General features: G+C 71.6%; 19 protein-coding genes. 5 read left to right on the top strand and 14 right to left on the bottom strand.

The genetic code is table 11. The annotated features are described in order from the left end of the window. Positions 1-3 precede the first annotated feature (3 nt). Positions 4-1,050, bottom strand: coding sequence for a glucose 1-dehydrogenase (locus tag APR04_RS16075; protein WP_253871889.1), 1,047 nt, complete (start codon positions 1,048-1,050; stop codon positions 4-6). Continuing rightward, positions 1,050-2,933 (bottom strand): glycoside hydrolase family 15 protein, encoded by a 1,884-nt coding sequence (locus tag APR04_RS16070; RefSeq protein WP_253871887.1) that lies wholly within the window; start codon positions 2,931-2,933, stop codon positions 1,050-1,052. The genes APR04_RS16075 and APR04_RS16070 overlap by 1 nt, the downstream gene beginning before the upstream one ends. A gap of 184 nt (positions 2,934-3,117) precedes the next feature. Here APR04_RS16070 and APR04_RS16065 point away from each other — a divergent pair, with 184 nt between their 5' ends. Then, positions 3,118-4,359, top strand: coding sequence for a GDSL-type esterase/lipase family protein (locus APR04_RS16065; protein WP_253871885.1), 1,242 nt, complete (start codon positions 3,118-3,120; stop codon positions 4,357-4,359). Positions 4,360-4,450: 91 nt separating this feature from the next. Here the strand turns inward: APR04_RS16065 and APR04_RS16060 are convergent, their stop codons facing one another. The 9 genes from APR04_RS16060 to infC form a co-directional block, all read right to left on the bottom strand. Continuing rightward, complete coding sequence (locus tag APR04_RS16060; RefSeq protein WP_253871883.1) at positions 4,451-5,344, bottom strand: SDR family NAD(P)-dependent oxidoreductase; 894 nt, start codon at positions 5,342-5,344, stop codon at positions 4,451-4,453. Continuing rightward, positions 5,337-7,913: a phenylalanine--tRNA ligase subunit beta gene (gene pheT, locus APR04_RS16055; protein ID WP_253871881.1), complete on the bottom strand. Its 2,577-nt coding sequence runs from the start codon at positions 7,911-7,913 to the stop codon at positions 5,337-5,339. The genes APR04_RS16060 and pheT overlap by 8 nt, the downstream gene beginning before the upstream one ends. A 1-nt stretch (position 7,914) precedes the next feature. Next, a complete protein-coding gene (pheS, locus tag APR04_RS16050) occupies positions 7,915-8,982 on the bottom strand; it encodes a phenylalanine--tRNA ligase subunit alpha (protein ID WP_253871879.1) in 1,068 nt (355 codons plus the stop codon). Between the two features lie 361 nt (positions 8,983-9,343). Next, positions 9,344-9,940 carry an RNA 2',3'-cyclic phosphodiesterase gene (thpR, locus tag APR04_RS16045; protein WP_253871877.1) on the bottom strand — a complete coding sequence of 199 codons (597 nt, stop codon included), beginning with the start codon at positions 9,938-9,940 and terminating at the stop codon, positions 9,344-9,346. A gap of 72 nt (positions 9,941-10,012) precedes the next feature. Then, the gene (locus APR04_RS16040; RefSeq protein ID WP_253871875.1) at positions 10,013-10,558 is read right to left on the bottom strand and encodes a VanZ family protein; all 546 of its coding nucleotides are present in this window, start codon (positions 10,556-10,558) and stop codon (positions 10,013-10,015) included. A gap of 11 nt (positions 10,559-10,569) precedes the next feature. Continuing rightward, positions 10,570-11,415, bottom strand: coding sequence for a TrmH family RNA methyltransferase (locus tag APR04_RS16035; protein WP_253871873.1), 846 nt, complete (start codon positions 11,413-11,415; stop codon positions 10,570-10,572). Between the two features lie 54 nt (positions 11,416-11,469). After that, positions 11,470-11,853: a 50S ribosomal protein L20 gene (gene rplT, locus APR04_RS16030; RefSeq protein WP_253871871.1), complete on the bottom strand. Its 384-nt coding sequence runs from the start codon at positions 11,851-11,853 to the stop codon at positions 11,470-11,472. 68 nt (positions 11,854-11,921) lie between these two features. Then, complete coding sequence (gene rpmI, locus APR04_RS16025) at positions 11,922-12,116, bottom strand: 50S ribosomal protein L35 (protein ID WP_253871869.1); 195 nt, start codon at positions 12,114-12,116, stop codon at positions 11,922-11,924. 104 nt (positions 12,117-12,220) lie between these two features. Continuing rightward, positions 12,221-13,330: a translation initiation factor IF-3 gene (infC, locus tag APR04_RS16020; RefSeq protein WP_253871868.1), complete on the bottom strand. Its 1,110-nt coding sequence runs from the start codon at positions 13,328-13,330 to the stop codon at positions 12,221-12,223. 314 nt (positions 13,331-13,644) lie between these two features. Here infC and APR04_RS16015 point away from each other — a divergent pair, with 314 nt between their 5' ends. The 3 genes from APR04_RS16015 (at position 13,645) to APR04_RS16005 (ending at position 16,772) form a co-directional block, all read left to right on the top strand. Beyond that, entirely contained in the window at positions 13,645-14,076 is a 432-nt protein-coding gene (locus tag APR04_RS16015) for a Fur family transcriptional regulator (RefSeq protein ID WP_253871866.1), read from the top strand. Between the two features lie 97 nt (positions 14,077-14,173). Further along, the gene (locus APR04_RS16010) at positions 14,174-15,631 is read left to right on the top strand and encodes a catalase (protein ID WP_253871864.1); all 1,458 of its coding nucleotides are present in this window, start codon (positions 14,174-14,176) and stop codon (positions 15,629-15,631) included. A gap of 187 nt (positions 15,632-15,818) precedes the next feature. Next, positions 15,819-16,772, top strand: a complete 954-nt coding sequence (locus APR04_RS16005; RefSeq protein ID WP_253871863.1) for a glycosyl hydrolase family 18 protein — start codon at positions 15,819-15,821, stop codon at positions 16,770-16,772. Between the two features lie 11 nt (positions 16,773-16,783). On the opposite strand, the gene APR04_RS16000 is transcribed toward APR04_RS16005, so the two are convergent. Beyond that, the gene (locus APR04_RS16000; protein ID WP_253871861.1) at positions 16,784-17,422 is read right to left on the bottom strand and encodes a TetR/AcrR family transcriptional regulator; all 639 of its coding nucleotides are present in this window, start codon (positions 17,420-17,422) and stop codon (positions 16,784-16,786) included. A 52-nt stretch (positions 17,423-17,474) separates the two neighbouring features. On the opposite strand from APR04_RS16000, the gene APR04_RS15995 reads away from it, so the two are divergent. Next, the gene (locus APR04_RS15995) at positions 17,475-18,395 is read left to right on the top strand and encodes a zinc-binding dehydrogenase (protein ID WP_253871859.1); all 921 of its coding nucleotides are present in this window, start codon (positions 17,475-17,477) and stop codon (positions 18,393-18,395) included. Between the two features lie 56 nt (positions 18,396-18,451). Here APR04_RS15995 and APR04_RS15990 read toward each other — a convergent pair whose 3' ends face one another. Next, positions 18,452-21,634, bottom strand: a complete 3,183-nt coding sequence (locus APR04_RS15990; RefSeq protein WP_253871857.1) for a GH92 family glycosyl hydrolase — start codon at positions 21,632-21,634, stop codon at positions 18,452-18,454. Then, entirely contained in the window at positions 21,631-21,831 is a 201-nt protein-coding gene (locus APR04_RS15985; protein WP_253871854.1) for a hypothetical protein, read from the bottom strand. The genes APR04_RS15990 and APR04_RS15985 overlap by 4 nt, the downstream gene beginning before the upstream one ends. Positions 21,832-21,835: the final 4 nt, after the last annotated feature.

Raw genomic sequence — 21,835 nt, 5'->3', positions numbered from 1 at the left:
GAACTACAGCTCCAGCACCGTCTTGATCCCGTCCGGGTCGCTCGCGAACGCCTCGACGGCGTCCTCGAGCGGCACCCGGCGGGTCACGATGCGGCCGAGCCACTCGGCGTCGGCCCGGGCCAGCGCTTCCGCACCGTCCCGGTAGTGCGTCAGGTTCGCGTTCACCGAGCCGATCACCGCGTCGTTCTCCAGCACGATCCGCCGGTTCATCGCGCCGACGTCGAACGAGAGCGTGCGCCCCGCCGACGTGACGCCCGTGAGGCACGTGACGCCGTAGCTGCCGCTCGCGGAGAGGACGTCGACCACGACCTGGGTTGCTCCTGTCGCCTCGATCACGATGTCGGGGTGGAGCGCGCCGGCGACGTCGGCCACGGGATCGGTGTGGTATTCGGCACCGAGCTGGGCGACCAGCTCAGGCTTGGGTCCGTCGGTGACGCGGTCGAGAACGTGCACCTCGAGGCCGCGCTGGACACCGAGGAGCGCGGCCAGCAGGCCGATCGGGCCCGCGCCGGCCACGAGGGCCACCTTCGGCTCGAACCACGCACGCTGCCCGACCAGCTCGATCTGCTCCCACGCCTTGGCGACGACGGTGGTCGGCTCGAGCAGCATGCCGACGTCGGCGAGCGACGGGTCGAGGCGGACCGCGTAGTCGGCCTCGACGGTCCACCGCTCGGAGGCGAACCCGTCGATCGCCTTGATTCCCCGCTCGGTGTACTTGCCGTTGCGGCACATGTCGAACTGCCCGCGAGCGCACGCGCCGCACGGTTCAGGGTCCGGACGGCGCACGACGCCCACCACGAGGTCACCCGGCGCGAAGCCGGAGCCGTCCGGTGCTGTCAGCACCCGGCCGAGCGACTCGTGCCCGAGCACCAGCCGCTCACGCCCCGGCGGAGCCCAGCCGTACTCGCCGGCGGCGATCTCCCGGTCCGTGGCGCACACGCCGACGGCCAGGCCGTCGACCAGGAGCTCGCCGGGGCCGGGAACCGGCTCGTCGACGTCGGTGACCGCCAGGCTCCCCGAAGTCTGCGGGACGACCGTCAGCGCGCGCATCAGGCGATCTCCCCCGCGGCGGGCGGGGCGGACGGCGGGGCGGCGGCCGGCACGGCAATGCGTTCGGTCACGCCGGACTCCACGCCGGACTCCACGTCGCGAACCGTGACGCCCTGAGCGAGCCGCAGCGCGCTGTTGACCAGACCGAGATGGCTGAACGCCTGGGGTGTGTTGCCGAGGTGGCGCCCCGTGTGCACGTCGTACTCCTCGCTGAGCAACCCGAGGTCGTTCCGCAGCGAGAGCAGGCGCTCGAACAGCGCGACGGCCTCGTCCACCCGGCCGATCCCGTGCAGGGCGTCGACCAGCCAGAAGCTGCACACCAGGAACGTGGCCTCCTCGCCCGGCAGGCCGTCCACCCGGTCGTCGGCGTCCGTGTGATAACGCAACAGCAGCCCGTCCTGGCTGAGCTCCCGCTGGACTGCATCGACGGTACCCACGACGCGCGGGTCGTCCCAGGGCAGGAACCCGACCTGTCCGATCAGCAGCAGGGCGGCGTCCAGGCCCTCCGAGCCGTAGAACTGCGTGAACGTGTTCCGCTCGGCGTCGAACCCGTGCATGCACACGTCGGCGTGGATGCGGTCGCGCACGGCCCGCCACCGCTCGACCGGCCCGTCCAGCCCGCCCTCCTCGACGGCACGCACCGCCCGGTCGAACCCTGCCCACGCCATGACGCGAGAGTGCACGAACGCACGCCGCGGACCGCGCACCTCCCAGAGCCCGTTGTCGAGGTCGTCCCAGTGCTCCTCGAGGTAGTCCAGGAGCGCCTTCTGGAGGGCCCAAGCCTCCTCGTCGCTCTCGAGCCCTGCCTCCCGCGCGAGGTGCAGGGCGTCAAGAGTCTCGCCCCAGACGTCGATCTGGAGCTGGCCTGCGGCGCCGTTGCCGATCCGCACCGGACCCGAGTCCTCGTAGCCCGGCAGCCAGTCGAGCGTGTACTCGGGCAGCCGCCGCCGTCCGTCGAGGCCGTACATGATCTGCAGGTCCGCCGGGTCGCCGGCCACCGCGCGCAGGAGCCACGCCCGCCACGCCCGCGCCTCGTCGATGAAACCGGTCCCGACAAGGGCCTGCAGCGTGAACGCGGCGTCCCGCAGCCAGCAGAACCGGTAGTCCCAGTTCCTCGAGCCGCCGATCTCCTCGGGGAGAGAGGTGGTGGCCGCTGCGGCGATGGCGCCCGTCGGGGCGTAGGTCAGTGCCTTGAGCGTGATGAGGGACCGGTGCACGGCGTCGGCCCACGGTCCGTCGTAGGTGGACTTCGCGATCCAGGACCGCCAGAACTCCTCGGTCTCCCGCAGCGCCGCCTCCGCCTCGACGGGCGGCTTGATCGGTAGGTGAGAAGCGTGGTGGGTCAGGACGAACGGCACCCGGTCGCCCGGCCCGACGGTGAAGTGGGCACGGTGGACAGCGCCGTCGGCGACGCCGTGCGTGAGGGCGACGCCCGCGTCGATGTGGACCGAGTCGGGTCCGGCCACCGCACGCAGGCCGCCACGCTCCTGGGTGACCCACGGCACGACATGTCCGTAGTCGAACCGGAGCCGCAGCTCGGTGCTCATCGGGACGTTCCCGCTGATCCCCTCGACGATCCGGACGAGGTCGGCCTGGTCGCCACGCGGCGGCATCAGGTCGATGACCCGGACCCGGCCTTCCGGCAGGTCCCACTCCGTCTCGAGGATCAGCGTGCCGTCCCGGTAGCGCCGGCTGGTGCACTCGCCGCCCGACTCCGGTCCGAGACGCCACGACCCGTGCTGCTCGTCCCCGAGGAGCGCGGCAAAACAGGCCGGGGAGTCGAACTGTGGCAGGCACATCCAGTCGACCGCGCCATCACGACCGATCAGCGCCGCAGTCTGGAGGTCTCCGACAATTCCGTAGTCTTCAATTCGGCTCGTCATCGCTCTCAGGGTAGGGGCGAGGGCCGATCCCTACCAGACGTGATGCCACCCGCTCGCCCTGATGCCGGCAACGTTGACAGTCCGACGTGCGGACCTTAGGTTCCATCTGGCGCGGCACCTGACGTCACGCCACGAACTCGATCGACGAAGACTCGAGCAGCGAAACAGCGAAACGGGTGGACCGATGACGTTCCGTAAACTCGCACGTGCCCTGATCACCCTTGTCGTCGCGTTGGGCGCTACCGCCGGAGGGACCGCCACGGCCACAGTGAGCACGCCGGACGACGGCTGGTCGACGTCGTGGACGCAGTCGCAGCAACGCAGCTCCGGGCTGAGTCCCGAGACGTTCGAGAACCGGTCGGTTCGCACCATCACCCGCCTCACGCAGGGCGGATCGTCGCTGCGCGTCCGGCTGCAGAACCAGTTCGGCACCGAGCCCCTGGTGGTGGACGCCACGACGGCGGGCCTGAGCGCCGGTGGCGCGGCCATCCGGCCGGAGAGCCTGCGCACCGTGACCTTCGGCGGTTCGGGGTCCGTGTCGATCCCGGCCGGCGGCGACGTCTGGAGCGACCCGGTGGACCTTGCCACCACGGCCATGGACGACCTGGTGGTGAGCTTCTACCTGGCGAACCCGACGCGGATGATGCTCCACGACCTGGCCGGCCGCACCAACTACTTCTCGGCGCAGGGCGGCGGGAACACCACCGCCGACACCTCGGGCGCTGATTTCCCCGAAGCGCACGGGTGGACCTACCTGGTCAGCGCGGTGGACGTCTACGACCCCGACCTCTCCGGCACGGTCGTCGCCTACGGCAGCTCTGTGGTCGACGGGGTCGGCGCGGACAACTGCGGCGCTGACTGCACGCGGCCCGCCGTGTTCCAGCGCTGGACGGACACTCTCGCGGAGCGGATCGTCGACAAGCGGCCGGACAAGCGCCAGGTCGCGGTCGTGAACGAGGGGATCTCGGGCACCACGGCATCGCCCGCGTGCGGGGGCGGCGGCCTGGACGGGGTCTCGCGCCTCGACCGGGACGTTCTCGCACTGCACAACGTGAAGTCGGTCATCTACTACTACGGCACCAACGACATCGGCAACAACTGCAGCGCCGAGGCGATCGTGGCAGCCTATCGGGACACGTTCGCCCGCCTGCGCGCAGCCGGGATCAAGGTCTTCGTCACCCCGATCACCCCGCGGCCCGGTTACACGACCGAACAGAACGCGCAGCGCGCGGCGGTGAACGAGTTCGTCCGGGCCGGTGACAACTGCTCCGGGACCTGTGACGGGGTCTTCGACTTCGACCGGGTGCTCCGGGACCCCGCGAACCCGAACTCCATCAAGCCTGCCTACGACACCGGGGACGGCGTCCACGCCAACATCGCGGGCCAGACGGCGATCGCCCGGTCCATCCCGCTGGGTCGCCTCTGACGAGACACACCCCGGCAGGCCGACGGCCCCGCCGGCGACGCGTGAGCGTGTCGCCGGCGGGGCCGTCGGCCAGCGCTGGGTCAGCGCTGGGTCAGCGCTGGGTCAGGGCGTCCGCCAGCGGGTCGTCGCTCCCCGCAGGGAGCACACGCAGCCGTCGCGCTGTTCGTCCCGTCCCCTCGGCGGCGACCTGCTCGGCGCATGCCCTGAGCGACGCCGGGGTGTCGTGGGAGACACGCAGGAACCAGCCCGAGCACATGTCGAGCTCCCCGGCCGCGATCGCGTTCACGACGTCGGTGACCCGCTCGGCCGGCGTCCAGTCGGTGCGCCCCTCGTGCAGCGACATGCTGGTCGACATGTCGGTCTTGACGACCCCTGGCGCGAGCTCGAAGACGCGGATCCCGTGCTCGAAGCCTTCGTCGTGCAGCTTGGCGCCCATCCGGAGGAGGGCGGTCTTGCTCGCGTTGTACGCCGAGCTGGCACTCGCCATCTCGTGCGAGCTCGCCCCGGAGGCAAGATCGATGACCCGTCCCCCGCCACGCTCGATCATGCCGGGCACCGCATAGCGGTTGAACAGGAACGGCGCCCGCACGTTGGTCTCGAACACCGACCACCACTCCTCGGGGTCGGCCTCCCACAGCGGGTGCTCCGACTCCAGGGCGCCCGCGTTGTTGACGAGCAGGTCGATCGAGCCGAGCACTTCCTCGGCCTGCCCGACGGCGGCGCGCACCGCCACCGGGTCGGACACGTCCGTGGCGAGGACGACGGCGGTCGATCCCGTAGCGCGGACCTCCTCGGCCACGGACTCGAGCCGCGCCGCGTCCCGCGCCAGCAGGGCCACGTCCACACCGAGCCGCGCCAGGCTCAGCGCGACCTCTCGCCCGATACCGCGTGAGGCGCCCGTCACGAGCGCCGTGCGAGCCGGCGAGGGAACGGCGGAACGCACCTGCGCGTCGCGAGGTGCGCCCGCCGCAGGCGCGTCAGCCACGCAGCACCGCCCCGACCTTGTCCGCCGCGGAATCCACCACGGCATCGCGTACCGCACGGACCTCCTTGGCCGACAGCGTGCGGTCCGCTGCTCGTAGGCGGAGCGAGTATGCGAGCGACTTCTTGCCCTCGCCCACCTGCTCGCCCGTGAAGACGTCGAACAGAGCGAGGTCCTCGAGCAGCTCGCCGGCCCCTGCGACGATCGCCGAGCGCACCGCCTCGGCGGGCACGTCGCCGTCGACCACGAAGGCGAAGTCCTCCTTGGCCGCAGGGAACGCCGACACGGACTGCGCCACGACCGGTTCGCCCGATGCGGCGGCGACCAGGACGCTCAGGTCCACCTCGAACGCCGCGGCACGAGCGGGCAGACCAAGGGTCTCGACGACCTTCGGGTGCAGCTCGCCCGCATGACCGATGAGCGTGCCGTCCGCGAGCTCGAGGCGTGCGCAACGGCCCGGGTGCCACGGCATGTGGTCGGGGTCCGCGGAGACGACGACGTCGACCCCCGCCCGCTCGGCCACCAGGCGGGCGGCCGCGAGAGCGTCCGCCCAGCCCGCGGCACGTCCGCTGCCCCACCAGCCGGCGAGCTCGCGCTTGCCGGTCAGGACCCCGGCAACCCGGCGCGGCTGGTCCGGGACCGCCGCGGCCAGCGCCGCGAGCTGCTCTGCGGTGGGTCGCACACCGCCGGGCAGCACCGGAGCAGCAGGAGCTCCGGCGGCCGGGCGGGTGACCAGGCCGATCTCGTACACCGCGAGGTCGGTGATCCCACGTGACACGTTGCGTCGCACGGTGTCGAGCAGCGTGACCAGCAGATTGGACCGCATCAGCGGCTTGTCGTCCGCCATCGGGTTGACGAGGCGGAGCGAGACGCGTCGCGGGTCGTCGTCGGGCAGCCCGAGAGCGTCGTACTCCGGTGCGCCGACGAACGGGTAGCTGAGCGTCTCCACGAACCCGGCCTCGGCCAGGGCCCGAGCGACGGCGCGGCGTGTCCGCTGCTCGGTCGTGAGACCGCGGCCGCCCGGCGCCGACGGGAGCACCGACGGAATCTGGTCGTACCCATGGATGCGCACGACCTCCTCGACCAGGTCGGCCGGATCCGTGAGGTCGGGGCGCCAGGTAGGCGGGGTGACCGTGAGTACCTCGACGGGCTCGACCACCGAGGTGGCCTCGACCGTCGCGCCGATCTCCTCGAGCGTGCTGCGCACCTGCTCTGGGGTGTACTCGACGCCCGAGAGACGGGTGGGCTCGGTGACCTTGAGCTGGATCGGCTTCTGCAGGGTCGCCTCAGCGGTGGTGTCGAGGTCGCTCACCGCGGCGTCGGAGGTTCCGCCGCCCAGCTCGACCAGGAGGTCGACCACGCGCTGTGCCGCGACCGCGGGCAGGAGCGGGTCGACACCACGCTCGAACCGCTTGGCGGCCTCGCTCGAGAGCTTGTGCCGCCGGGCCGTTCGGGCGACCGTGATCTGGTCGAAGTGCGCCGCCTCGACGAGCACGTCGGTCGTGGTGCCGCTGACCTCCGAGGAAGCGCCGCCCATGACGCCGGCGAGACCGAGCACGCGGCTGCCTGCGCCGTCGGGCGAGTCCGTGATGAGGAGGTCCTCGGTGCCGAGCGCGCGGTCGGTGTCGTCCAGCGTGGTGAGGCGCTCGCCTGCCGCGGCGCGGCGAACCACTATCGGGGCGGAGACCTTGGCGAGGTCGTAGGCGTGCAACGGCTGCCCCAGGTCGAGCATCACGTAGTTCGTGATGTCGACGGCCAGGGAGATCGACCGCATGCCGGCGCCCTCGAGGCGGTGCTTCATCCACGCGGGCGTGGGCGCGGACGGGTCGATACGGCGCACGATGCGCGTCACGAACCGGTCGCAGCCCACGACGCCGTTGATCGGCGCGTCGTCCTGCACCCGCACCTCGAACCCGTCGGCCGTCGGGGACGGCTCCGCGCCCGTGGCCAGGCCGCGGTCCGTGAACTTCGCTCCCGTGGAATGGGCGTACTCGCGCGCCACGCCGCGGTAGCTGAACGCGTACCCGCGGTCAGGGGTCACGTTGATCTCCAGGACCTCCTCACCGAGGCCGAGGAGCGCTGTCGCGTCCTGGCCGGGGGTGAGATCCTCGGCGGCGAAGCCCATGTCCCGGGGCAGCACGATGATGCCGTGCTCGCCGTCGTCGCCCAGGCCGAGCTCCGCGCTGGAGCAGATCATGCCGTCCGACACGTGACCGTAGGTCTTGCGCGCGGCGATAGGGAACGGTCCGGGCAGCACGGTGCCGGGCAGCGCGACGGCCACGAGGTCGCCGGGCGCGAAGTTGTGCGCGCCGCAGACGATCCCGCGGGACCCGTCGACGTTGTGCTCCGGGCCGACGTCGACCTGGCACCAGTTGATCGTCTTGCCGTTCTTCTGCGGCTCGGGGTGCATCTCGAGCACGCGGCCGACGACGAGCGGACCGGTGACGGCCGCCCCGTGGATCGCCTCTTCTTCCAGGCCCACCTTGACGAGGTCTGCGGCGAGCTGCTCGGCGGTGAGGCCCGCGGGCACCTCGACGTGGTCAGCGAGCCAGTCCTTCACGATGAGGGGCACTTCAGATCTCCGTCCCGAACTGGGTGGAGAAGCGCACGTCGCCCTCCACGATGTCGTGCATGTCCGCGATCGAGTGGCGCAGCATGAGCGTGCGCTCGATGCCCATGCCGAACGCGAAGCCCGTGTACTCCTCCGGGTCGACTCCGGCGGCGCGCAGGACGTTGGGGTTGACCATCCCGCAGCCACCCCACTCGATCCAGCCCGCGCCACCCTTCTTCTGGGGGAACCACAGGTCCATCTCGGCGGACGGCTCCGTGAACGGGAAGAACGCCGGGCGCAGCCGCGTCTTCGCCTCAGGACCGAACATCGCCCTGGCGAACGCGTCCAGCGTGCCGACCAGGTTCGCCATGGTCAGGCCCTTGTCAACCGCGAGGCCCTCGACCTGGTGGAACACCGGTGTGTGGGTCTGGTCGAGCGCATCCGTGCGGAAGGTCCGGCCGGGGCACGCGATGTACAGGGGCACGCCACGCTCCAGCAGCGAACGGGCCTGGACCGGCGAGGTATGCGTGCGCAGCACGAGGTTGGAGTCGCTGCCACCGTCGCCGGCGACGTAGAACGTGTCCTGCATCTGACGAGCCGGGTGGTCGGGGCCGAAGTTCAGCGCGTCGAAGTTGAACCACTCGGCCTCCACCTCGGGGCCGTCGGCGATCTCCCAGCCGAGGCCGACGAAGAAGTCGGCGATGCGCTCCTGGACGAGCTCGATCGGGTGCCGGGCGCCCGCCGTCGTGCGCTGGACCGGGAGGGTGACGTCTACCGTCTCCTCGGCCAGCACGCGTGCGTCGCGTTCTGCCTCGAGCTCCGTCTGACGGGTGGCGATCGCCTGGTTGATCCGCCCGCGACGCGGGCCCACGAGCTTGCCGGCCTTCGCCTTGTCCGGGCCCGGCAGGGCCCCGATCCCCCGGTTGGCGAGGGCCAGCGAGCTGCGGTCCCCCGTGTGCTGGGTACGGACGGCCTTCAGCGCGTCGAGGTCGACGGCCTTGGCGATGTCGTCGAGGGCGGCCTGGACCGCGGCGTCGAGCGCAGCCTCGTCGAGCGGATCGATGGGTGCCTTCTCATCGGGCGTGGACATGCTTGCCTTCCTGGCGGATTCGGGAGCCGGCCCGGTCCAGTGGGGACCAGCGTCGGCATCTGAAGTCTAGGTGCCCGCCAGGGCTCAGGACGCGTTGTCCACAGGGCAGCTCAGTGCCCGCGCGCAGCGCTCGCCGCACGGCCCATGGCGGGCCGCGTAAATCGGCGGGTAAGTGGCTGCATCGCGGCATCATTCCATGAACGAGCACGGAGCGGCAACGTAGTTCCCTGCGATCGGCGTCGCGCGCTTGGCACACTTTTTCGAGTGTCAGCGGGTCGGCGTACCGTCTGCGATGTCTCCACGACCGGGGCGGCCCTGGTCCCGGTCGTGGAGACGACAGCCCGAGCCGACCGCGCCCGGATCAGCCCTCGAGATCCCAGGTCTCCAGGACCTCGTACCGTGGCCCGCCCTGCGCCCCTTCGCCAGGGAATGACGCCAGGAGCGCGAACGAGTCCGCCGTCCAGTCGGGTCCTGCGTATACGGACAGCGCCTGGGCGGCGGGCTGCAGCGCCGACCTCGGCTCGGCCCCCGAGCGCTTGCCCCAGCGGTCCCGCCCGCTCGGCGGCCTGACCTGGCCGGCGCGGGCGCGGGCGACGGTGACGTGCGCGCGGTGCGGCCTGACGTCCTCAGGCACCTCGCGGGGCGAGGCGGCCAGGCAGTCGGTCGCCAGATCGTGCAGGGCACGCGTCGCCCCGTCGACGCCGATCCAGAGGACCCTGGCGCCGTACGAGCCGGCACCGCGCAGGCGCAGGTCGATCGGCCCGTGCTTGCGCGCGACGTCGGACAGCTCCTCGCTCAGCTCGGGGATCGTCCCCTCAGGGAGGTCCGCGTAGAACGCCAGGGTGATGTGCAGGTTCTCCCGGGGGACCCAGCGGGGCGAGGCGGGTACGCCGTCGATGGCGAGCCCTAGATGGTCCTTGACACTCGTGGGCGGGATGACCGCCGTGAACAACCGCACGTCACGATCCTATGCTCGCGGCGGGGCCGAACGGGAGACGATCTCGCCAGCGGCCAGCAGGCCGTACGGCGGCTAGCGCCACCAGCTGCGCGAGCACAGCGCCGCCAGCACGGCACCCAGGGTGTTGACCAGGACGTCGTCCACCGAGCTCACCCGGCCGAGGTCCAGCAGGTACTGCAGGACCTCGACGGTCGTCGAGATCCCGGCCGCGACCACGGCCACCCGGACGAGGACCGCCACGGTGCTCCGTCCGGCGTCGGGCGCGAGCCGGATGCGGAGGGGCAGGAAGAAGCCGAGCGCGGCCAGCACCAGGAGATTGCCGCCCACCTGGACCACCGCTCCGGCGACCGGGCCGTCGAGCTGTGCCGCGAGGTCCCGGAAGGGGACGAGCGAGAGGGCGCGGTCGCCGGGCTTGGGCGTGAGGATCATCCAGACCCAGGGCGCCGTCCCTGCGACCATGCCGACCTCTGCCACGGAGTAGCGCCAGGCGCGCACGCGCGGGACGCCTCGCAGCCTCCGCACCCGCACGAGGAGGCGGATCGTCAGACCCGCGGCCAGGAGACCGAGCAGGACAGGGCGCACCAGGTGACCCCACTCGCCCCACACCCCGGCCGCCACGGACAACAGCCTCAGCGCTGGGCCCGGCTGCTCGCGTACAGGCAGACGGTCGCCGCTGTCGCCAGGTTGAGGGATTCCGCCTTGCCGCGGATCGGCACCCGGACGACGGCGTCGGCCAGGGCGCGGTCCTCCTCGGGAAGCCCCCAGGCCTCGTTGCCGAACACCCAGGCCGTCGGGCCCGCGAGATCCGGGATGGTGCCGCTCCCTGCGTCGTCCAGCAGCTCGTCCAGGTCGAGCGGTCCCGTGCCGTCGGCGGCCAGGACGTGGCACCCGGCCGCGCGCAGCTCCGTCAGTACGGCATCGAGCGAGAGCCCGGTGACGACGGGCAGGTGGAACAACGAGCCGGCGGTGGAGCGCACCACCTTGGGGTTGTGCACGTCCACGCTCTCTCCCGCGAGAACCACGAGGTCGGCACCCGCTGCGTCGGAAGCGCGGATGACGGTACCGGCGTTGCCGGGGTCGCGGACGGTAGCGAGCACGGCGACCAGCAGCGGCCGGCCGGCTCGTTCAGGATCCCGCGCGTCCAGCGCCTCGCGCAGCGTCGGCGCGACGGACCGGAGGACGGCGAGCACGCCCTGGGCGTCGGCGCTCATCGCCTCGAGCACCTCGGGCGTGCCGAGGTGCAGGAACAGGCCGGCAGCGCGCGCGTCGTCGACGATCTCGGAGTACCGCGAGGCGGCCGCCGGCGTCAGGTAGACGTCACGAACCGACGACGCCGCATGCCGCACTGCCTCCCGCACGCCCTGGGGACCTTCGACCAGGTACAGCTCGTGCCGGGAGCGCGCCGAACGCCCGGCCAGTGCCCGTACCTGCTTGACGCGGTCGGCTCGCGGGTTCGCGAGCGTCACATCAAGCATCGACGGGGCCTCCGAAAGAGGAAACTGTCCGGGCGTCCGGTGAACTGCTCAACCTCAGGCAGCGGCCGGGGCGTTGACATCCGCCGGCAGCGCGCCCTTGGCGACCTGGACGAGGGCGTTGAACGCCGCGACGTCGTTGACCGCAAGCTCCGCGAGCATGCGGCGGTCGACCTCGACACCAGCGGCCTTGAGGCCCTGGATGAGGCGGTTGTAGGTCAGACCCTGCGCGCGGGACGCAGCGTTGATGCGCTGGATCCACAGCTTGCGGAAGTCACCCTTGCGCGCCTTCCGGTCACGGTAGGCGTAGACGAGCGAGTGGGTAACCTGCTCCTTCGCCTTGCGATAGAGACGCGAGCGCTGGCCGCGGTAACCGGCGGCGCGCTCGAGTGTTGTACGGCGCTTCTTCTGGGCATTTACTGCCCGCTTCACGCGTGCCACGTGAGACTCCTTGTACTTCGGGGCTGGAAGGGTTCTTGGCGACGCCCGTCAGGCGCACGCCATAAAGGTCACATACCGAGCAGCTTCTTGACCTTCTTGACGTCGGCCGGTGCAACGGCCTGGTCCATGGCCAGACGACGCGTGCGGCGGCTGGACTTGTGCTCGAGGTAGTGGCGCGCGTTGGTCTGCTCGCGCATGATCTTGCCGCTACCCGTGACCCTGAACCGCTTCTTCGAGCCGGAGTGCGTCTTGTTCTTCGGCATGACTGCCGTGTCTCCTCATGTCGGTCGACCGCTGTTGGAGCGGCGACGTTGTACCTGGGCCGGTAGGCCGACCCGGTGTCGTAGTGGTCTTGGGGACCGTGGCCTCAGGCCTTGCGCGGTGCACGCGGCTTGGGGGCCACGGGCTTCGGCGTCGGCTTGGGGGCCGGTACGGGCTTGGGAGCCGCCTTGGCGGCCGGCTTCGCTGCCGGCTTCGAGGCAGTCTTGGCCGCGGGCTTGGTGGCCGGCTTCGGCTCGGCAGGAGCAGGCGTCTCGACGACGGGCTCCGGCTTGGCTTCCGCGACGGGCTCAGGCTCGACGACCGGCTCGGGCTCGACGACGGGCTCAGGCTCGACGGCCTTCTCCGGCTCGACGACGGGCTCGGGCTCCGCGACGGGCTCCTCGACGACAGGCTCAGGGGCCGGCGCTTCGGCAGGCTCCTCGACCGAGGTCTCGACCGTCTCGTCCACCTGGTCGTCGACCAGGTCGAGCTCGTCCACCTGGTCGTCGGCCAGGTCCGAGCTCTCGGGATCGTCGGCCGCACGCGCCCGCGCCTTGGCCTCAGACTTGGTCATCCGACCAGCGTTGACCTCGTCCGCGCGCTTGCGCTGCTCGACCTTCGCGTCGGCCTTCTTCTTGACCGGCCCGAGGACCATGGTCATGTTACGACCGTCCTGCTTGGGCATCGACTCGACGAAGCCGAGGTCGGCGACGTCCTCCGCCAGGCGCTCCAGCAGGCGACGACCCATCTCCGGACGCGACTGCTCGCGGCCGCGGAACATGATCATGACCTTGACCTTGTCGCCGGCCGACAGGAAGCGAACGACATGGCCCTTCTTGGTGCCGTAGTCGTGCGGATCGATCTTGAGACGGAACCGGATCTCCTTGAGGACCGTGTTCGCCTGGTTGCGCCGTGCCTCTCGTGCCTTCATGTCGGACTCGTACTTGAACTTGCCGAAGTCCATGAGCTTGGCGACGGGCGGGCGGGCGTCCGGTGCAACCTCGACGAGGTCAAGGTCAGCGTCCTGGGCGAGCTTCAGGGCGACCGCCGTGGCAACCACGCCGACCTGTTCCCCGCCAGGACCGATGAGTCGGACCTCGGGGACACGGATCCGGTCGTTGATGCGAGGCTCGGTGATGGTGATGCTCCTTGGAAGTCGTTGATCGACCACCAGGAACGAGAAATGGCTCCCGCCCTGAACACAGGTGGAAGCCATCACAAGGAAAGGGTGCGGAGCTTGGCACGAACGACACCAAACCTCTGCACCCGACCTAGGACCCGGACTCTGTCGGCACCTTGTCGGCGCTCGGTCGTGACTCGGGTGGGATGGGAATCCACTTTTGTGCACCCAGCTCGCACCGGGTCGGTCGTGGCTCAACGATAGCAGCACGACGACGGCCCACGCCATTCCGGTCGGTGTGAGGCCGGCCGCCCGGTCTGCTACCCCGTCTGCCACCCCCGGCGGCAGGCGCAACGCCGAGTACCTCACACAACTGGAATGATTCCAGTTTAGGGTCTAGGCTTCGGAGCATGACGTCGACCGCCCCCGCTGCCACGACGCCCGAGGATCTCCTCCGCGGCGTCGGCCTGCGCGTGACCGCCGCCCGCATCGCGGCGCTGCGCGCGGTGGGCGACCAGCAGCACGCCACGGCTGACGACGTCCTGAGCTCGGTCCGCGACGAGCTCGGCACGGTGTCCGTCCAGGCGGTCTACGACGTGCTGCACGCCCTGACCGACGCGCACCTCCTGCGCCGGATCGAGCCGGCCGGCCATCCAGCGCGCTACGAGCGCCGCACCGGCGACAACCACCACCACGTCGTCTGCCGTGTGTGCGGCACCATCGGCGACGTGGACTGCACGGTCGGTCACGCACCGTGCCTGACCCCGAACGACGACCATGGGTTCGTGATCGAGACCGCCGAGGTCACCTACTGGGGGCTGTGCCCTGGCTGCAGCGCCTGAGGCGCACCGCAGCGAGCCGAGCACCGAGACGTCGTCGACCCATGCCGGAACCCCGCCAGAACCCCCGCAAGCAGCAGCAAAGGAAGGCACGTCTGAGATGACTACCCCTTACACCACCACGCAGACCGGCACCCCGGTCGCCAGCGACGCACGCTCGCTGAGCGTCGGTGCGGACGGCGCGACCGTCCTCCACGACCGCTACCTGGTCGAGAAGCTCGCCTCGTTCAACCGTGAGCGCGTGCCGGAGCGCAACCCCCACGCCAAGGGCGGCGGCGCGTTCGGCGAGTTCGTCGTGACAGAGGACGTCTCCCAGTACACGCGTGCCGCGGCGTTCCAGCAGGGCGCGACGAGCGAGACGCTGCTGCGCTTCTCCTCCGTCGCCGGTGAGCAGGGCTCGCCCGACACCTGGCGCGACGTGCGCGGCTTCTCCCTGCGCTTCTACACAGAAGAGGGCAACCTCGACATCGTCGGCAACAACACGCCGGTCTTCTTCCTGCGTGACGCGATGAAGTTCCCTGACTTCATCCACTCGCAGAAGCGCCTCGGCGCATCGGGCCTGCGCAACGCCGACATGCAGTGGGACTTCTGGACCCTGTCGCCCGAGACGGCGCACCAGGTCACCTACGTGATGGGCGACCGCGGCCTGTCGAAGTCGTGGCGCCACCTCAACGGCTACGGCTCGCACACCTACCAGTGGATCAACGCCGAGGGCGAGCGGTTCTGGGTGCAGTACCACTTCATCTCGCAGCAGGGCGTCGTGAACATGCCCGCCGCCGAGGCCGAGCGGATCGCCGGCGAGGACGCCGACTACTACCGTCGCGACCTGTACGAGGCGATCGACCGTGGCGAGTACCCCTCCTGGGACGTCAAGGTCCAGGTCATGCCGTACGAGGACGCCAAGAGCTACCGGTTCAACCCGTTCGACATGACGAAGGTGTGGCCGCACGCCGACTACCCGCTGATCAAGGTCGGTACGTTCACGCTGAACCGCAACCCGCGCAACTTCTTCGCCGAGATCGAGCAGGCAGCGTTCTCGCCGGGCAACCAGGTGCCGGGCACCGGTATCTCCCCCGACAAGATGCTCATGGCGCGCGTGTTCGCGTACCCCGACGCGCAGCGTCACCGGATCGGCACGAACTTCAACCAGCTGCCGGTCAACCAGCCGCACGCGGCCCCCGTCGCGAACTACATGCACGAGGGCGCGATGCAGTACCACTTCAACGGTCCGGAGCAGCGGGTCTACACGCCGAACTCCTTCGGCGAGCAGGGTGGCCCTGTGGCCGACCCGACGCGCGGCGTCGAGGCCTCGTGGGAGGCGGACGGCGAGCTCGTGCGCTCGGCGCAGACGCTCCACTCCGAGGACGACGACTTCGGCCAGGCGGGCACGCTGTACCGCGACGTCTTCGACGACGACGCCAAGGCACGCTTCCTGGAGAACCTGACGGGTCAGGGGCGGTCCATCACGATCGACGAGATCCGTGAGCGCTTCTTCCAGTACTGGACGAACGTGGACCAGGAGCTGGGCGCCAAGCTCCGCGCGTCCGTCGCTGCCTGATCCAGCACAGCACTCCAGCACGGCAGTAGGAAGGCCGGGTCCCACTGGGGCCCGGCCTTCGTGCTGCCCGAGAACGCATCAGGGATCTCCGCAAGATCTGGTGGGATTCCTTGCCCGACGGCGTTCTGCCCCGCTACCGTCGCGACGGCTCGCTCACGACACCGCATCGGGACCAAGGGAGCCAACGATGTCTCGCTCGCTCGTACGAATCGGCGCCGCCCTCGCGGCCGGCCTGCTGGCACTGACCGCATCGGCAGGGCCGGCCAGCTCAGCGCCCGAGCACGATCAGAAGCCCGAGTCGGCCGCCGCTTCCCACCGGGTGCTCGCCTTCTACCAGACGATCTACGAGACCGGCTCCGACGGCGTCCGCCGCTACGTCGACCCCAAGCCGCTGCTCGGCTCGGTCACGGACGTCAACGTGGGCGCCATCCACCTGAACGCCGACGCCTCCCTCACGGTCAACGACATCCCGGCCGACCACCCCGAGCTGGGCGTGATGTGGGACGACCTGGCGACCATGCAGGACCAGGGCGTCACGGTCAGCGCGTTCGTCGGCGGCGCCGCACCGGGCACGTACCGGTACCTGCGCGAGGACTTCGACCGCTTCTACCCGGTGCTGCGGGACTTCCTGCGCGCCTACGGCCTCGACGGCGTGGACCTCGACATCGAGGAGACGTTCTCGCTGGCGGACACGATCCACCTGGTCGACACGCTGCGGGCCGACTTCGGGCCGGACTTCGTCGTCACGCTCACACCCGTCGCCACCGACATGGCCGGCCGGACCAGCTTCTCCGGCGGTTTCTCCTACGCGGAGCTCGAGCGCCGGGCCGGCGACAAGATCGACTGGTACAACACCCAGTTCTACTGCGGCTGGGGCGACCTGTCGTCCACCAGGGTGTACGACCAGATCCTCGCCAACGGCTTCGCCCCGGACCGCGTCGTGGCGGGCACGGTCACCAACCCGGCCAACTGCAGCGGGTACGTGGACTGGCCCACCTTCGACGCCACGGTCGGCACCCTGGCGGCGCGGCACCCGGACTTCGGCGGCGTCTTCGGCTGGGAGTACTTCAACTCCGTCGGGCACGACGGCGGCGGGCGTGCCAGCTGGTTCGCGCACGCGTCCGACGTCGTCGGGTCCTGACGGGCCGGCCGTCACGGAAGCCGGATCTCCAGGGCCGCCGGGGCCGCAGCGAACGACTCCCGCAGCAGTGCGCACAGCTCACCGCGGGTCGCCGTGGTCTCGGCGCCGGGCTCGGACTGCCAGGCGTCCACGGCGGCCCGGTGCCCGGCGACCGCAACGGCGCACACGACCCGCGCGGAGAGCTCGGCGCCGGACGAGCCCGGCAGCCTCTGCGTGATCGCACCGACCACCTGGTCCGTGAAGCCCTCGCACACGAGCAGCCCGGCGGCGTCGACTGCCGGCGTGGTGCCGCTGAGGCGGGCGCTCAGGACCGCCAGCCGCTCCCACCCGGGCGGCATCTGCTCGACGACGGCGACGAGCGCCTCGCCCAGCACCTCCAGCAGGGGCCCGCTCCGGTCGAGCACCGTGTCGAGGTCCGCGATCAGGAGGCGCCAGACGTCGTTCAGCGGGGTGAGCGCGAGGTCCTCCTTGCCGTCGAAGTAGCGGAAGAAGCTCCGCTTGGACACTTCGGCCTGGTCGCACAGCCAGTCGACGGTCACCGCCTCGTACCCGCGCTCGGTGAAGGCCGGCAGCGCCGTCTCCACCAGCCGCTGCCTGCTGCGCGCGATGCGCCTGCTACGGAGCGTGCCGCTTCCGGGCTGCGTCGTCATGCGGCGAGCCTACCAAACTGGCACTCAGTGGCACTTGGCATACAGTAGCGCCATGCTCGCATGGACCGTAGACCACTCGTCCCCCGGCCACCTCGCCCTGCGTGAGGTGGCTGACCCCGTCCCCGGACCGCACGACGCGGTCATCGAGGTGCGGGCCTTCGCCCCCAACCACGGCGACCTCGAGATGCTGGCGCAGCACCCCGACGGCACGATCCCCGGCTGGGACGCCGCGGGTGTCGTCGTGGCGGAGGCCGCCGACGGGACGGGCCCACGGCTCGGGCAGGAGGTGGTCTCGCTCGGCACGCCCGGCGCTTGGGCCCGGCGCCGGCTCGTGACCGCGGAGTCCGTAGGACTCGCTCCCCGGGGCGCCGACCTCGGGCCGCTGAGCGTCGTACCGGTCGCCGCCACCAGTGCGCTGCGCGGGCTCCGCCGGCTCGGCCCCGTCCTGGGCCGCCGGGTGCTGATCGTGGGCGGGACCAGCGCCGTCGGCCTGTTCGCCGTGCAGCTCGCCGCCCGCGGCGGGGCAGAGGTCGTCGCCACCACCCGGGACCCGGCCGCGCACGAGCGTCTGCGCGCCCTCGGCGCGCACGAGGTCGTCGCCTCCCCGGAAGAGCTGCGTGCGGACGTGGCCGGGGCGCTGGACCTGCTGGGCGGCCCGCACCTGGTGCGCGCGTTCGCGCGGCTCGAGCCGGGCGGCACCCTCGTCGCCCTCGGTCATGCGGCCGGGGAGGAGGAGCGCTTCGTTCTCGGCGACCTGTATGGCGACGACGGCCGGCACGACCGCTCCCTGAGCACCTTCTTCCTCGGGGCGGAGACGGACCTGGGCCCCGACATGACGTGGCTCGCGCACGAGATCCACGCCGGGCGGCTCGATCCGGCGGTCGGCGCCGTCCGGCCGTGGCGGGAGCTCGCCGACGCAGTCGGGCCCGGCGCTCGGCGAGCGGCCGGCAAGACGGTGCTCCTGGTGGACTGAGGCCCGGCGGCGACCTCCGCCCGGAGCCGCCGCCGGGCGACTCCGGGCACCCGGCGCTAGTCCAGGAGCACCTCGATCTGCGCGAGGCTGCCCCCGCCGAGCACCTCCAGCCGGAGGCCCGTCAGCGGTACGGGTTCGTCGAGCACGAAGGGCCGCAGCTGGCTCGGCCAGGCCCACTCCTCGCCGCTCCGCTCGTCGAGCACGCGCCCGTCGTCGGCGACCAGCCGCCATGCCGACGGCGGCGCCGGTTCGTCCTGTAGCCCGGAGATCAGTGTGTAGGCGCGCAGCGTCGCACCCGGCGGGACGTCGCCCGCAGACCGCCACTCGACAGCGCCGTCGACACCGGCCGACGTCGCGAGCTCTCCGTCCGTCAGGTGCGGCAGCGCGCCCCCGGCACCGTGCCAGGTGCCCACCGCCCGCCGCCACGGACGCCCGAGCACCGACCGGCCGGGTGCGTCCGCACCGCCGCCCCGCGCGGAGCTGTCCACCGGGACACCCCAGCCGGTCGGCGTACCGGACAGCGCGAACCGCAGCGTCGCCCCGCCGGTCAGGTCGCTCTGGTCCACCGACGGGGCGGTGACCGCCCGCGTCACCCCGTCGGCGTCCGACACGTCCAGACCCGCCACGTACCAGCGGTCGGCGGCGTCGGGCGCCTCGACCACCAGGTCGCCGTCGGGCCGGTGCACCACTACCCGCTCGAAGAGCGGCGAGGTGACGGCCCAGCGCGACGAACCGATCTCCAGCGGGTACAGGCCCAGCGCCGACAGCACGTACCAGGCGGACATCTCGCCGTTGTCCTCGTCGCCGTGGTACCCCTGCCCGATCTCGTTGCCGGTCCACAGCCGCGCGAGGATCTCGCGCACCGTCTCCTGCGTGCGGTCCGGCCGTCCGGCGACCAGCCACGTGTACGGGATGTGGTGCGACACCTGGTTGGACTGTCCCAGCTGGCCCAGGCGCACGTCGCGCGCCTCGACCATCTCGTGGATCACGAACCCGTAGGTGCCCGGCCTGTCCGCCCGCTCGGGGGTTGCGGAGAACCGCTCCAGCAGTCGCTCGAGCCCGGCTCGCCCGCCGTGCAGGCCGGCCAGGCCCGCGCCGTCGTGCACCGGGTGGAAGAGGAAGTTCCAGGCGTCGGACTCCGTGTAGTCCCCGCCCCACTCCCCCGGGTCGAACGGTCCCGCACCGAACGAGCCGTCCCGGTCGCGCCCCCGGAAGAACGCCGCCCCCGGGTCGAAGAGGTGCACGTACCCGAGCGAGCTCTGCCGCAGGTAGGCGGCATCGTCGCGCAGGGCGCGCCGACGCTTCTCGGGAGTGCCGGGCGCGTCCGCGAGCGCCTCGGCCATCCGGGCCAGCCCGGCGTCGTTGATGTAGCCCTCGAGGCTCCAGGACACGGACTCGTCGACGTCGCGCGGCACCCAGCCGTGGGTGAGCGCGAAGTCCTGGCCCTTGCGGCCGACGCCGGACCGGGTGGGCAGGGCCGTCGCGTTGCGCAGGCCAGCGTCGTAGGTGGCGAGCGGGTCGGGCAGGGTGACGCCGCGGAGGTAGAGGTCGGCGAAGGCGACGTCGGACGAGGTGCCGGTCATCAGGTCGGCGTAGCCCGGCGACGACCACCGGGCCACCCAGCCACCCTCGCGGTACTGCTGCACGAACCCGTCCGCGAGGCGCGCCGCGACGTCCGGGTACAGCAGCGCGTAGGCGGGCCAGCAGGTGCGGTAGGTGTCCCAGAACCCGTGGTTGACGAACATCTCGCCGGGCAGGACGGGTGCGCCGTCGAGCACGGGCGAGGCGTGCACGGGTGTCCCGTCGGTCCCCACCTCCGTGTATGACGACGGGTACAGGTTCAGCCGGTAGAGGTTCGAGTAGAGCGTGACCTGCTGCTCCTCGGTGGCGCCCTCGACGTCGAGCACGCCGAGGCGCTCCTCCCACTGCGCCCGTGTGTGCTCGGCGACCTCGGAGAAGGACCCGCTGACCTCGCGCTCCAGGGCGCGCCAGGCCAGGTCCTCGCTGATGTACGACGTCGCCACGCGGACCTCGACCGTGCGGCTCGCCAGGTCGTCGCCGCCGGCGGGGTCCAGAGCGACGGTCGCGAAGGTGGCGTGGTCCCGGCCGTTGGCCCGGCCCGTGCGCAGCACCGGCCGGGACACCTGGCCCACGACGTACATGCGGCTGCGGCCGACCGAGAGCACGCTCCCGTGGTCGCTCCAGCCGGTGAGCGTGCCGTCGTCGTGGACCGTCACCGCAGCGGGCGGGCCGTCCGCGCCCGCGTCGCTCACCGCGTCGATGATCAGGTGCCCGGACGTGGCCCCCGGCGGGAAGGTGAACCGGAGCATGCCGCCGTGGTCGGACGCCGCGACGTCGACCCGGGCGCCGTCGTCCAGGTCGACGGTGTACCGGTGCGGGCGGGCCGTCTCGTCGTCGTGCGAGAACCCGATGGCACGGGACTCCAGGCCGGCGTCGGGCACCCCTTCGTCGTCGGGCCGGACGGGGACGAGGTGGAACGCGAGCTGGTCGCGGTCCCCCATCCACGGGCTGGGCTCGTGCGAGATGCCGACGCCCTGCAGGCGCGGCCGGTTGTCCGGCCCGTTGTGCGCGGCCCAGGAGTACAGCCAGCTCGCCGACGACGCGTCGGTCAGCGGCACCCACATCGTGAAGCCGTTCGGCACCGCCGCCGCGGGCACGGTGTTCCCGCGCGAGTACTCGCTCGACGAGTGGGTGCCGCGCCGGGTGTCGACGAGGTCCGTCCGGCCGGTCACGGTACGGACGGCGCGTGGCGCCACGGTCACGGCGTCGAGCCATACCTCCGTGCCGCCGCCGTCCGGCGGTGCGGTGACGACGGCGGCCGCGCGGACGCGCCGACCGGGCACCCGTTCGGCCACGCGGTCCAGGTCGACGCGGACCAGGTTCCAGTGGTCGGGCACCAGGATCCGCGCGTCCCCCTGCCCGACGGCGGTCGCGAGCATCCCGTGCTGGTCGGTGAGCGCGCGCCCGGGGTCGGTCTGCGAGAGCCACGTGCCGTCGTCGAGCAGCAGGTCGATCGCGACGTAGGTCGAGCGGTAGGTGAGGTCGGTGTCGAGCACCGGCAGGAGGGTGTAACGCAGGGTGACGCCGGCCTCGAGCGGTACGTCCAGCCCGTCGAGCACCACCGTGCGACCCTCGCCGCTGTGGCTGATCCGTTGTGCGTCCACGCTGGTCAGGCCGACCCCGGGTCGGCCTGCCGGGACGTGTGCGGGCCCGGTCATGCCACCCCCTCCCGGACGCCGACCAGCGACGGCGACGTCGTCGCCACGAGCTCGCCGAGCCGGGCTTCTGTCAGTACGGTGACGCCCGCGAGCGCGGCGACGTCGGAGTCGTAGGCGATTGCAGTAGGCCTTTCGTCGCGGGCGACGAGCGCCCGGGTGGCTGCCGCGGCCTCGACCTGCGAGACGTCCGTCGGCACTGTC

Source organism: Promicromonospora umidemergens (assembly GCF_024171995.1).
GTDB lineage: Bacteria > Actinomycetota > Actinomycetes > Actinomycetales > Cellulomonadaceae > Promicromonospora > Promicromonospora umidemergens.
The sequence above is the reverse complement of the archived record's forward strand: the minus strand, read 5'-3'. Positions and strand labels throughout refer to the sequence as shown.